This window comes from Cellulophaga sp. RHA_52 (genome assembly GCF_007827205.1).
Lineage (GTDB): Bacteria > Bacteroidota > Bacteroidia > Flavobacteriales > Flavobacteriaceae > Cellulophaga > Cellulophaga lytica.
The window spans coordinates 841522-854806 of record NZ_VIRZ01000001.1 but is presented as its reverse complement, the minus strand read 5'-3'; the positions used below and the strand labels follow the sequence as shown (position 1 = coordinate 854806).

Genomic DNA, 13285 nt, shown 5'->3' with positions numbered 1-13285 from the left:
AAAAGTATTATTTTAGAAAAAATCTTATCCATTACGCTATGTTGTTTTGAGTAACTCTCATTATCCACATACGGTCTTGGTAAGAGCTGTTAATATTAGAATAGTATGACAGTAAAGCATTGTTCCATGTACCATGCTTTTTTAAATACACATATCTATAATTATTTTCTGGGTTTATAAAATAGCTAGCGTTTAAGCCTTGCTTGTTTAGTAGCTTAACAAAGTTGTTTGCATTTTTAGCACTTGCAAAAACATTTGCAATTATATAATAACCAGAGTCTACACCATTAAATTTTACAATTTTGGGTGTTGGATAAGTACCTGCAACATTGTCTTTCTGTACAGGGTTTCTAAATTTAGGATTGTCATTACTATACTTATCTCTTGTTTTTGTTTTGTCTTTTGTAGTAGTAGCTGCATAGCCAGTATTGTTATACCTGCTATCTGTATTTGTACCATTGTCTACATTCATAATCCACATATCATAATCGTATGCGCCGTTAAGTTGTGAGTTATGCGCTGCTTCTGCTTCTTTCCAAGTATCATATCTTTCTAAATACACATACTTTAAATCTGTTTTTGGATCTCTTATATAATCTGCAGATAAGCCATTATCTTCAAGGTCTTTAATAAATTTATTTAAATACCCTTGCCCTTTGTATACATTAGCAATTACATAGTAGCCATCTTGTACACCGTTTAAGTGTTTAAATTTTCTTCTTTTTATTGTAGAAGCGTTTTTAGTTACTTTTTTTGTTGTACTATTATTTGCTACTGCATTTTTTGTTTTAGTTGCATCTGTTGCTACAGTTGCATTTTCAACAGTGTTATTAGTAGCATTTTGGTAGCCAGAAGTTGAGGTCTTTGGAGTAACAACAGTTGTTACATCTTTTTCTATACCGTTTGGTTTATTAATAGTGTTTTCTGCAACTGCATTTTCATCATTATTAATGAAATACATTTTTTTAGCTCTCTCTTCTAAATCTGGTCTTTTACCTTGAGTTTCACTACGTACCATACGTAACACTCTTTCAAACCTTTTTTCTAAATCTCTTTGTCTGTTTATTTCTAAAGAATCTTGTCTGTACATTAACTCTGCCAAAACTTGGTCATTTTCAGCCAATCGTTTTTTAAGTTCTTCAAATTTTTCAGATTCTAATTCTTCGTCTAAGTTTGTATCTTCTTCATTAAATGCAAGTTCATTATCACTATCATCTTCTAACATTACTCTGTCTTCTGTTAAGTTTGGAGTAAATGAGTATGCAACAGAGATTTCATGAGTTACACCAAAATTATCTAAATCACCAGATATACCTTTTTCCATAGTATACCCTAATGATAATCGTTTGTTTAGATTAAAACCTAAACCTGCAGCGGCACCATAATGGTCATCATAACCAACTTGGGCCCATCCAAGTTTAGGTAAATCTAATATAAGGCTACCGCCAAGCACAACATCTTCTTGCCCACCTTTACGTACTCTAGCCAAAGGCATTAATCTACCTTGTTCTAAAATACCAGATGTTTTATCAAATTGATGTGTATATTGTAAGTGACCAGAGAAAGTTTTATCTGCAAATTCTGTAATAGATTCGCTTGTTTTTAGGTTATAATCAAATAAGTTTTCTGCATATAAACCAATATCAAACTTACCATAAGACAAGTTAACACCAGGCTGAAACTGTAATAAATTGTCTCTTTGACCATTTAAAAACGGATCGTCTGGATCTGCAGCGTTTACTCTACTTTTATCTAAACCACTGGCATAGTAAGACATATTGGCTCCAAAAGTAAAGTTACTTTTGTCGTTTAGTTTTACACCGTAAGCATAGTTAGCAAGTACACCGTAATTTGTTAGTGTACCAGCTGTTTGCTGGTATATACTTAAACCTAAACCTGTACGGTCATTAATACGTCCACTATAGCTTAAAAAGTAGTTTTGATTGTTATCTGTAAATTCTACCGATTGGTTTCTGTGTAATAAGTTTATGTACGACTTGTCTTCCCTTACCGTAGAAAACGTAGGGTTTATTAAGAACCTATTATATTTTAAAAGGTTCTGCGATGGAACATCGTATGATAGGTATGGATTAACCTCTTGGGCACTAACATTGGTTAGCACCATCACTAATAATAGAAAGTATATGTACTTAAACTTAAACATTTTAAATTATCTTATAATTGTTATAGTCCCTTGTTTTTGACCACCTTTGTCATCAATAATCTTATAGTAAAACACCATATTTTGCTTAGGGAAACTCATAGATGAAGTTGGCCAATTGTTTTTGTAACCTTTTTCATTTAAAATTTCCTCACCATTACTGTTGTAAATAATAACAGTAGCATTAGGGTTGTTAGAGTAAGAGTTTGGTAATACCCAAAGGTCGTTTTTACCATCACCATTAGGTGTTACTACGTTAGGAACGTTAAAAGTATCTTTGTATGAAACTGTAAATTGTTTTATAACTTCACAGTCGTCTATTTTTGCTATAAGCGTGTATGTGCCTTCTGCTGTTAAACTTACAGATGAACTTGTGCTTAATTCTACATTAGCTGCATCTAACCACTGGTAACTTGTACCACCGCTTGCAGATATTGTTTTAGTTTGTCCTTCTATAAGAATAACTGGATCTGAGCTGTCTAACGTTATTAAATCTTCATTTAAAGGAGAAATAACAACTTCGTTAGAACGTAACGGACAGCCATTTTTTAGTACCTCTAAAACAAATGTTCCTGTTTCTGTACTAGTTAAAGTTTCATCTGTAGTATTATAACTAACACCATTCTTGTACCAAGTAAAGGTTTCACCTGCTAATGCTGTTGTTGTACTTATTACTACCGGATTGCTTGGGTTACAAAAAGTAGTACTACTTGCTGTAATAGCTACGGTTTCTGATGTTAATAATGTTACGCCTAAAGTGTTAGAATCTGTAGCGCTGTAGCCACTTATGCTTGCATTTAATGTATAATCTCCATTTGCAGTAATATCTGATAGTGCAATAGCATTGTTAGTTTCGCCAGAAATTGCCACACCATCTTTTTTCCATTGGTATGTAAATTCATTTTTAAGATCTGCTGTAACATCTGTTTTTGTACCATCTGCAGCAACAGCTTCAATTGTTTTTACATCTAATGTTGTTGTTGTGTTTTGGCAGTCTGTATAAGCAGCTGTATAATCTATTGCTATGTTAAAAGAAGCCGGACTTACTACTGTTGTTTTATCAGAATCTATTGTAAATGGGCAACTGCCACCATTGTCTGTTATACGCGCAAAATATTCTCCTGCACTATTCACAACTAATGTATTTGTAGTCTCTCCACTAAGTACTACTCCATCTTTGTACCAAGCATAAGTTACAGCTGTACTGCTACTAGTTACTTGTAATGTTTTAGTTTTAGTTGGTAAAATAACAAGGTTAGCTTCATTATCTCTTGTTAATGTAACATTAGATGCAGTTGTTATAGAAATAGCTGCAGAACGCTCTAAACAAGCTCCTGGGCCACTTATTTCTACTGCATAGTTACCTTCAAAACCTGGTGTAGAGCCATCTACTGTATATGTATGGTTATCTACAGTTGGTGATGTAATAGCAACATCATCCTTATACCAAACATACGTTAAGCCTTGGCCAGATATGTTTGCAGTAAGTGTTTCTGTTTCTGTAGAACATAAACTTGTTTTAGAAGGTGTATTTAAGGCAACTCCTAAACTTGTCCCCGTTGTAACTTCTATAATATTAGAATCTGTGCTAGCAGATCCAGAACATATAGAACCATAATCTATCTGTACAGAATACATACCTGCTTCTGTTGTAGTTAATGATGGTCCTTTTTCTGATAATAATGTACCGCTTTTATACCAGTTATACTTGTAACTACTAGCATTAGGTACATTATGTGGAGCCATTGTTATTGCTGTACCATCACAAACTTCTATGGTACCGCCAGATGGTATATTACCGTTACCATCTTGACTCATTAATATTGGCGAGTTAAAGTCTACATAGTACATAGAGTAAGGACCCGCAGTCGGACTCACTTTCTCTGGACTAGTACTTTTTACTCGTATTTTGTAATTTTCGCCTCTAGTGTCTGTAGGCAATGCAAACTGTATGTTAAAGTCATAATTAGAGTTTTTATCATCTAATGTAGCTAATACTACAGGGCTACCAAAGTTGCCATTAGAGTCAGATAATTCTAAAATAAATTTGTTGTCACTGTTAACTGCAGGAGCATTTATCCAGGTAAAGTTTACCCAGTAAGAGTTAAATCCAGATGATGCACATGCGGCAGTCCATCCGCTTGTACCACCACCACTTGGGTCGGCAATGGGTTCTGGAGCATTTAAAATTTGGGCTGTTGTTGTTAGCGAGTAGCTAAATAACAATAAAAGTACCAAAAGAGCTGTAGTAGGTGTTGTTCTCATGAGATGATTTTTTTTGTAACTATTTATTGTCTGGGGACATAGTTAGTTAGATTAAACGTTTAAAATTTTTGCAAACATTTTAACGCGTGTGCGAAATTTGCTTTAACAAATATGGTTGTTTATAACTTGTTCATAAATTTATTGTTGTAGTAGTATTTAAATATGTTGTGAAAATGGCTTTATTGTATGGTGACCGATTTTTTAGCACCTATAATTAATCTAATTTTGTACCTTTACAGCTTAATTTTATCCTATGAATGAAGGCGAAAAATCATTAAATTTTATAGAGCACATTATCGAGGAAGACCTGAAAAATGGTTTCTCAAAAGAGGATTTACGTTTTCGTTTTCCACCAGAACCTAACGGGTATTTACATATAGGACACGCTAGTTCTATTTGTTTAAATTTTGGGTTAGGTTTACGTTACAATGCACCTGTTAATCTGCGTTTTGACGATACAAACCCGGCAAAAGAAGAACAAGAGTACGTAGATGCAATTAAGAAAGATGTCTCTTGGTTAGGCTATAAATGGGAGCATGAGTGCTTTGCTTCAGATTATTTTCAGAAGTTGTATGATTGGGCAATTTTTCTTATAAAGCAAAATAAGGCCTATGTAGATAGTCAATCTTCTGATGCTATGGCAGAACAAAAAGGTACGCCTACAACACCTGGTGTTGCTAGTCCCTTTAGAAACAGGTCTGTAGAAGAAAATTTAGACCTTTTTCAACGTATGAAAAATGGTGAATTTAAAGAAGGCGAACACGTTTTACGTGCTAAAATAGATATGACCTCCTCTAATATGCTTATGAGAGATCCTATTATGTACCGTATATTACACAAAGCCCACCACAGAACAAATACCGATTGGTGTATTTATCCTATGTATGATTGGACTCATGGAGAAAGTGATTACTTAGAACAAGTTTCTCATTCTTTTTGTACGTTAGAGTTTGCTATGCATAGAGAATTGTATGACTGGTTTTTAGACCAAGTATATGATGAATCTAAAACAAGACCAAAACAAAGAGAGTTTGCAAGACGTAATCTTAGCCATACCGTTGTAAGTAAAAGAAAGTTGCTTAAATTGGTAGAAGAAGGAGTTGTAAAATCTTGGGATGACCCTAGAATGCCTACTATTTCTGGTATGCGTAGAAGGGGTTTCACACCAGAGTCTATTCGTAATTTTGCAGATACAATAGGTATTGCAAAAAGAGAGAACCTTATAGATGTATCATTATTAGAGTTTCATGTTCGTGAACATTTAAATAAAATTGCACCTAGAGTAATGGGTGTTTTAGACCCTGTAAAAGTTGTAATTACCAATTATCCAGAGGGACAAGAAGAGTGGTTAGACGTAGAAAATAACCCTGAAGATCCTGATTCTGGTAGTAGAAAAATACCATTTTCTAGAGAAATTTATATTGAAAAAGCTGATTTTAGAGAAGAGGCTAATAAAAAATTCTTTAGATTAAAATTAGGTAAAGAGGTTCGTTTAAAAGGTGCATATATTATTAAGGCAGAATCTTGCACAAAAGATACCGATGGGAATATTACTGAAATTCAATGTACATATGATACTTTAAGTAAAAGTGGTAGTGGTACCGAAGAAAGTTTACGAAAAGTAAAAGGAACTTTACATTGGGTATCTGTACAACATGCAATTGAATCTGAAATTAGATTGTATGATAGGTTATTTACAGATGAAAGCCCGGATACTCATAAAGATAAAGATTTTATGGAATTTATAAATCCAGATTCTTTACAAGTAATTAAAGGTTTTGTTGAGCCAAGTTTAAAAGATGCAAATATTGGAGATCGTTTTCAGTTTCAAAGAATGGGTTACTTTAATATTGATACTGATAGTACAGCTGAAAATTTGGTTTTTAATAAAACTGTGGGATTACGAGATTCTTGGGCAAAAATTCAGCAAAAAAGCTAGTATAAGTTTTATTGATGCTAATGTAAAAATCATTAACATTTCTTATTAAAAAAGGCTTTTTTTAGTGAGTTTTAAACGTTTTTTTTAAAAACTTAATGTCATTATAAGGGTGGTTTAGTATAACGCTCTGTAAGCTCATTTAAATAGTTTTTTGTCTTAAAAGTTCCTTTTTTAGCAAGTTTTGCTTTTTAATTTTTGTAAAATTTTATAAGTATAAAAAAATCCGATAGAAATTTAAATTTCTATCGGATTTTCTAATTTTTATTAGATTACTTTTTTCTATTCATCTTTTGGTTTGTCTAATTTTTTTTGATCTCCTTTTTTAGGAGTATTTGTTTTTTTCATAGACTCACCAATCATATTACTTGCTGTAAATGATGCAACCATATTATTTAACATATCACTACCAGCTTGTGGTGAATTTGGTAATAATATTAAATTAGTATTTGTTTCTTCACCTATAGATTGTAATGTATCATAATGTTGGGTAACAACAATTAGGGCAGAAGCTTCTTGAGAATTTATACCAACTTTGTTAAGTACTTCTACAGATTCTTCTAATCCACGTGCAATTTCTCTACGTTGATCTGCAATACCTTGTCCTTGTAAACGCTTACTTTCTGCTTCAGCTTTTGCTTTTTCTACTATTAAAATACGTGCCGCATCTCCTTCAAATTGCGCTGCAATCTTCTCTCTTTCAGATGCATTAATACGGTTCATAGCTTGTTTTACTTGTGCATCTGGGTCAATATCAGTTACTAATGTTTTAATAATATCAAAACCGTAATCTAACATTGCATCATTAAGTTCTGCTTTTACTGCAAGTGCAATATCATCTTTTTTAACAAAAACATCGTCCAATTTCATTTTTGGTACTTCTGCACGTACTACATCAAAAACGTAAGATGTTATTTGATCATGCGGATAATCTAGTTTATAAAAAGCATCATATACTTTATCCTTTATTACTTTATATTGAACAGAAACTTTTAATCTTACAAATACATCATCTAAAGTTTTTGTTTCAATAATTACATCTAATTGCTGAATTTTTAAGCTTAATCTACCAGCAATACGTTGCATAAAAGGTATTTTAAATTGCAGACCAGATTGTCTAATGCTACTAAATTTACCAAATGTTTCAATAATAGCAGCTGTTTGTTGTTTAACTACAAATGCAGCTGAAAATATTACAAATACTACAAATACTATTAGTGGTATTAATAAATAACTTCCCATAATTTTTTAAGGTTTTTAGGTTTATGTTTTAAATGTACAAATACTGTACATATATATGTAATTAAAATAGGGGATATGTTACATTTTTATAAAAAAAAAGCTACAAATGATAATATTCATTTGTAGCTTTTGCTTAATAAGGTATATAGTTTACGCTAATTTATCTATAGCAGTTTGTATTCTTTTAATAGTTTCTTCTTTTCCTAATAATTCAACAATATCAAAAACGTGTGGTCCTTTCATATCGCCAACTAATACCAATCTAAAAGGAGGCATTACTTTACCAAAAGACAATTCCTTATCTGTAATCCATTGTTTTACAATTGTTTCTGTATTGATTGAGCTAAAGTCTGTTATTGATTCCAAAACAGATACCAACTGGTTTAATATGTCTGGAGTACCTTCTTTCCATTGTTTTTTTACTGCTTTTGGTGCATATTCTTTTGGTGCAACGTAAAAATAGTCTGCTAAATCCCAAATATCTTTTACAAAAGTTGCTCTCTCTTTTAATAAGTCAACCAAACGCTCAACAGTTTCTTGTTTTGCTAACGGATGAGTTTCTTGTACGTGACTTAAAATAGTAGGCATTAATAATGTTGCAATTTCTGCATTATCTTTTGCTTGTAAGTACTGTGTATTATACCATTTGGTTTTATCTGGATCAAAACGAGCTCCAGACTTATTTACACGCTCTAAAGAAAATTCTTTTACAAGCTCATCTAAACTAAACAATTCTTGCTCAGTACCTGGATTCCAGCCAAGTAAAGCTAAAAAGTTTACAACTGCTTCCGGAAAATACCCTTCTTCTTTATAGCCAGTGGACTCTTTCCATGATAACGGAAACACAGGAAACCCAAGCTTTTCTCCATCTCTTTTGCTTAATTTACCTTTACCTACAGGCTTCATAATTAATGGTAAATGAGCAAATTCTGGTGCTTGCCAGCCAAAAGCATCATACAATTGTTTGTGTAAGGCTAAAGATGGTAACCATTCTTCACCACGTATTACGTGAGTAATTTCCATTAAATGATCATCAACAATATTTGCTAAATGATACGTTGGCATTCCATCACTTTTAAACAATACTTTATCATCTAATACATTAGTATCTATATGCATAGTACCACGTATTATATCGTTAAGTTCTAATTTTTCGTTTTCAGGAGTTTTAAAACGTATTACAAATGGCTCATTATTAGCTAATTTGGCATCTACTTCTTCCTTACTTAGTGCTAGTGAGTTGTTTAATTTTAAACGATTATGCCAGTTGTAAATAAAAGTTTTACCATTAGCTTCGTGGTTTTTTCTATGTTCATCTAAACTTTCTGCAGTATCAAAAGCATAATATGCTTTACCATTTGCAATTAGCTCATCTGCATATTCTTTGTATAAATGTTTACGTTCACTTTGTCTGTACGGACCAAATTTTCCTTCTTTTCCAGGACCTTCATCAAAAGCAATTCCACACCAGTTTAAACTGTCAATTATATATTGCTCAGCACCTTCTACATATCTATTTTGATCTGTATCTTCTATTCTCAAAATAAAATCTCCACCATTTTTTTTTGCAAAAAGGTAGTTAAATAGGGCAGTGCGCACACCACCAATATGTAACGGTCCGGTAGGACTTGGAGCAAAACGTACTCTTACTTTAGAACTCATAATATATATTTATTGCTACAAAGATACAGTTAGTTATTTGTCCTATTAAAGTGTTATACTCACTTTTTAACAATTTTTTTCTATGTTTTTCTTAAACTGTGGGTATCTTGGTATTAAATATCACAGATTTTGAATAGTTTAGACCATATTTTACAAAAATTAAGGGCCTTTACTAGAAGGTTTTATACCCAAAAGTTACTTAAAGGATTACTCCTTTTTATTAGTTTTGGATTGCTGACTTTATTAGTAATATTAGGGCTTGAGTACCTATTATGGTTTAATTCTACAGGTAGATTGTTGTTGCTTTTAACACTTTTAGCAATTACTTTTTACCTTTTATATGCTTATATTTTAACACCTCTTTTTTATTTATTTCAGCTTAAAAAAGGAATTTCTAATAAGGATGCAGCAATTTTAATTGGTAAACATTTTCCTGAGGTAGGTGATAAGTTGTATAATTTGTTAGATTTAGCAGATAACCAACAAACATCTGAGCTTTTATTGGCCAGTATAGAACAACGCTCTAAAAAGTTAGATGCTGTTCCTTTCGTTAAAGCAATAAATTTTTCTGAAAATTTTAAATACGCTAAATATTTGCTAGTACCACTAGTAGTAATAATATTGGTTTGGTTATCTGGAAATTTAAGTTCTTTTTTTGGATCCTATGATAGGGTTGTTAACTATAAAATGGCTTTTGAAAAACCTGCTCCTTTTTCTTTTAAATTGATTAACAATAATTTACGTGTTTTAAAAGGTGAAGATATTACACTTAAGGTTACAACTGAAGGTGATATTAAACCAGAAAATATATCTATTATTGCTAACGGTAATGAGTTTTTTTTACAAGAAAATAATGGTTTTTATGAGCATACTTTTGTTTCTCCAGATAAGAGCACTTCTTTTTATTTTTTAGCTAATGGTATTACATCTAAACAATATAGCCTTACTGTTTTAGAGGTCCCTTTTCTAGAGAATTTTAATATGAAATTAATGTATCCTTCATATACTAACAGGCAACCAGAAACTCTTCAAAGTACTGGTAATGCTACTTTTCCTGAAGGAACCAAAGTTCAGTGGACTATAAAAGGCAATCATATAGATAGTATTTCTTTACAGGTGAAGGATTCAAAAATTGGCTTTAATAAAAAAGAAAACATTTTTACAACCACTAAAAATATATACCAAAGTACCCACTATAGTATTAGCACCTCTAACAAAAATGTTTCAAATTTTGAAAAATTAGAATATAAGTTTACTGTTGTAAAAGATGCTAGCCCTGCATTGCAAGTCAACCAAGTTAAAGATAGCTTAAACCCTAATGTGTTATATTATTCTGGTACTGCATCTGATGATTATAAACTGATTAGTATAAAACTAGTTTGTTATCCAAGTAATTCTATAGAAAATAAGCAAATAATCAATATTTCATCACCTAATAGTAATGTAGCACAATTTTATTATACATTTCCATCTGGTTTAAGTTTAGAACCTAATGTTGAATATAATTTTTACTTTATTGTTACAGATAATGATGCTATACATAATGGTAAAACCACTAAAAGTCAAGTGTTTAGTACAGTCTTATTAGATGATAACGCACTTAAAAATAATAGTCTACAGCAACAGCAACAACTTTTAAATAATTTAGATAATTCTTTAGATAAGTTTAAAGAACAAAAAGATGTTTTAAAGGAATTAAATAACAAACAAAAGGAAAAAACTTCTTTAAATTATACCGAACAGTCTGAGGTTAAGGATTATTTGCAAAAGCAACAACAGCAAGAGCAAATGATGGAGAAGTTTAGCAAGCAATTAAAAGAGAATTTACAAAAGAGTAATACAGACGATAAACAGAATAAATTACTTCAAGAACGTTTAGAACGTCAGGAACAACAAGCAAAAAAGAACCAAAAATTACTTGAAGAACTAAATAAAGTAGCAGATAAAATAAATAAAGATCAGTTAACTAAGCGTTTAGAAGAACTCGGTAAGAGCCAAAAAAATAGTGAGCGTAACCTAGAACAGCTTTTAGAGCTCACAAAAAAATATTATGTTACAGAAAAATTGGCCCAATTAGCACAAGATTTAGAGAAACTTGCAGAGAAACAAGAGGTACTATCAGAGCTTAAACAGGACCAAAATTTTGAAAAAGAGGAGCAGGAAAAATTAAACAAAGCCTTTGAAGATTTAACTAAAGAACTTGATGAGCTTGAAAAGGACAATCAAAAATTACAAAAACCATTAGATATTAAGGCTAATAAAGCAAAACAAGACGCCGTTAAACAGGATCAAAATGATGCTTTAGAAGAGCTAAATAAGGAACAGGGGAGTGATAATTCTTCTAAATCTGATAGTAAAGCCAGTAATAAAGCTGCAAAAAAACAAAAATCTGCAGCTGATAAAATGAGACAAATGAGTTCTCAAATGCAGCAATCTTCATCTGGTTCTAGTGGATCATCTATTACTGAAGATGCTGAAATGCTTCGTCAAATTCTAGAAAATCTTGTTATTTTCTCTTTTAAACAGGAGCAATTGTATAATGATATTAGCTCAAAAGATGATGATGTTGCTAAGTTTTCTACAACAATTAAGCGCCAAAAAGAATTACGTACATTGTTTGAGCATGTAGATGATAGTCTGTTTGCACTCTCTTTGCGTCAGGCAGAAATTTCAGAAAAGGTAAATAAGGACATTACTGAAGTGTTTTATAATATTGATAAATCATTAGAACAATTAGCAGAAAATAGGACTTATTTAGCCACCGCTAATCAAAAATATGTTCTTAACTCATCTAATAGTTTGGCAGATTTTCTTGCTAGTTTGCTAGATAATATGAACCAGAGTATGAAATCTGGTGCTGGCAAAGGACAAGGAAAGGGGCAAGGTTTTCAATTACCAGATATTATTAAAGCTCAAAATAGCTTAAAGGATAAGTTAGGTAAACAGGGAAATTCAAAATCTTCTGAAGGTAAAAAGCCTGGTGAAGGTCAAAAACCTGGTGGGAGCAAGCCGGGATCTGATGGTAAAAAAGGTAAAACTGGAGAAAAAGGTAGCGAAGGCGAGGGCGGAAAGAAAGGTGAAAATGGCAAAAATGGAGCTAGTGGCAATGGAGAAAATAAGAATTCTAAAGGCAAAAACGGAAACCAAAATGGTGAAAATGGTGCCGCAGGACAAGGGTTATCTGAGGAAGAACTAAAAGAAATTTATGAAATTTACAAAGAACAACAGCAAATTAGACAGGCTTTAGAACAGCAATTAAATGATATGATTGCAAAAGAAGATAAAAATTTAGCCAAGAAACTGTTGCAACAAATGGAAGATTTTGAGAACGATTTACTTGAAAATGGTATAACAAATAGAACTCAAACCAAAGCAAATAATATTCAACATCAACTCTTGAAGTTAGAAAATGCAGCTTTAAAACAAGGTGAAAAGAGTGCAAGAGAAGCTAATAAAGCAAAAAATAAGTTTACCAATCCTATTACGACTAAGCCAGAGGCTTTACAGAATTATCGTAACGAAATAGAAATTTTAAATAGACAAGCACTACCTTTGCAGCAAATTTTTCAAAATAAAGTGCAACGTTATTTTAAAACAAATGATTGATTTTCATTATGAAACAGATTTTAGTTTAATTGATAATACCAAGTATATCGATTGGATTAATAGGATTATAGCTTCTGAAGAGCATTTAACGGGTGATATCAATTACATTTTCTGTGATGATTCATACTTGTTAAACATCAATCAGCAGTATTTAAATCACGATACGTATACAGATATTATTACGTTTGATTATACAGATGGGAAGGTTATTAGCTCTGATATCTACATTTCTGTAGAACGAGTTAAAGAAAATGCAGTAGATTTTAAGGTAGATTTTGATGTAGAAATGCTTAGAGTTATGGCTCACGGCTTACTACATCTTGCCGGATACAAGGATAAATCTATTGAAGAAGCGGCATTAATGAGGAGTAAAGAAGAAGAAAAAATTAAATTGTTCCACGTGGAACATTAAG

The 13285-nt window shown here is 31.9% G+C and carries 7 protein-coding genes; 3 read left to right on the top strand and 4 right to left on the bottom strand.

What is annotated here, in order from left to right; all coding sequences use genetic code 11:
• Positions 1–31 precede the first annotated feature (31 nt).
• Together JM80_RS03810 and JM80_RS03805 are read right to left on the bottom strand one after the other, a co-directional pair.
• Positions 32–2164 carry a type IX secretion system membrane protein PorP/SprF gene (locus tag JM80_RS03810; protein ID WP_144709272.1) on the bottom strand — a complete coding sequence of 711 codons (2133 nt, stop codon included), beginning with the start codon at positions 2162–2164 and terminating at the stop codon, positions 32–34.
• Between the two features lie 6 nt (positions 2165–2170).
• Complete coding sequence (locus JM80_RS03805) at positions 2171–4426, bottom strand: gliding motility-associated C-terminal domain-containing protein (RefSeq protein ID WP_013620895.1); 2256 nt, start codon at positions 4424–4426, stop codon at positions 2171–2173.
• Between the two features lie 253 nt (positions 4427–4679).
• On the opposite strand from JM80_RS03805, the gene JM80_RS03800 reads away from it, so the two are divergent.
• Positions 4680–6365, top strand: a complete 1686-nt coding sequence (locus JM80_RS03800) for a glutamine--tRNA ligase/YqeY domain fusion protein (protein WP_144709271.1) — start codon at positions 4680–4682, stop codon at positions 6363–6365.
• Between the two features lie 279 nt (positions 6366–6644).
• On the opposite strand, the gene JM80_RS03795 is transcribed toward JM80_RS03800, so the two are convergent.
• Both JM80_RS03795 and gltX read right to left on the bottom strand, forming a co-directional pair.
• Positions 6645–7604, bottom strand: coding sequence for an SPFH domain-containing protein (locus tag JM80_RS03795; RefSeq protein ID WP_013620897.1), 960 nt, complete (start codon positions 7602–7604; stop codon positions 6645–6647).
• 150 nt (positions 7605–7754) lie between these two features.
• A complete protein-coding gene (gene gltX / locus JM80_RS03790; protein ID WP_144709270.1) occupies positions 7755–9266 on the bottom strand; it encodes a glutamate--tRNA ligase in 1512 nt (503 codons plus the stop codon).
• A 129-nt stretch (positions 9267–9395) separates the two neighbouring features.
• Between gltX and JM80_RS03785 the strand changes: the two genes are divergently transcribed.
• Together JM80_RS03785 and ybeY are read left to right on the top strand one after the other, a co-directional pair.
• A complete protein-coding gene (locus tag JM80_RS03785; RefSeq protein ID WP_144709269.1) occupies positions 9396–12872 on the top strand; it encodes a DUF4175 family protein in 3477 nt (1158 codons plus the stop codon).
• Positions 12865–13284 (top strand): rRNA maturation RNase YbeY, encoded by a 420-nt coding sequence (gene ybeY, locus JM80_RS03780; protein WP_034644278.1) that lies wholly within the window; start codon positions 12865–12867, stop codon positions 13282–13284. The genes JM80_RS03785 and ybeY overlap by 8 nt, the downstream gene beginning before the upstream one ends.
• Position 13285 lies beyond the last annotated feature (1 nt).

Excerpts from the sequence above, each read along its gene's own strand:
- JM80_RS03805 (WP_013620895.1), bottom strand. The coding sequence starts at position 4,426 with ATGAGAACAACACCTACTACAGCTCTTTTGGTACTTTTATTGTTATTT.
- gltX (WP_144709270.1), bottom strand. The coding sequence starts at position 9,266 with ATGAGTTCTAAAGTAAGAGTACGTTTTGCTCCAAGTCCTACCGGACCG.
- JM80_RS03810 (WP_144709272.1), bottom strand. The coding sequence starts at position 2,164 with ATGTTTAAGTTTAAGTACATATACTTTCTATTATTAGTGATGGTGCTA.
- JM80_RS03800 (WP_144709271.1), top strand. The coding sequence starts at position 4,680 with ATGAATGAAGGCGAAAAATCATTAAATTTTATAGAGCACATTATCGAG.
- ybeY (WP_034644278.1), top strand. The coding sequence starts at position 12,865 with ATGATTGATTTTCATTATGAAACAGATTTTAGTTTAATTGATAATACC.
- JM80_RS03795 (WP_013620897.1), bottom strand. The coding sequence starts at position 7,604 with ATGGGAAGTTATTTATTAATACCACTAATAGTATTTGTAGTATTTGTA.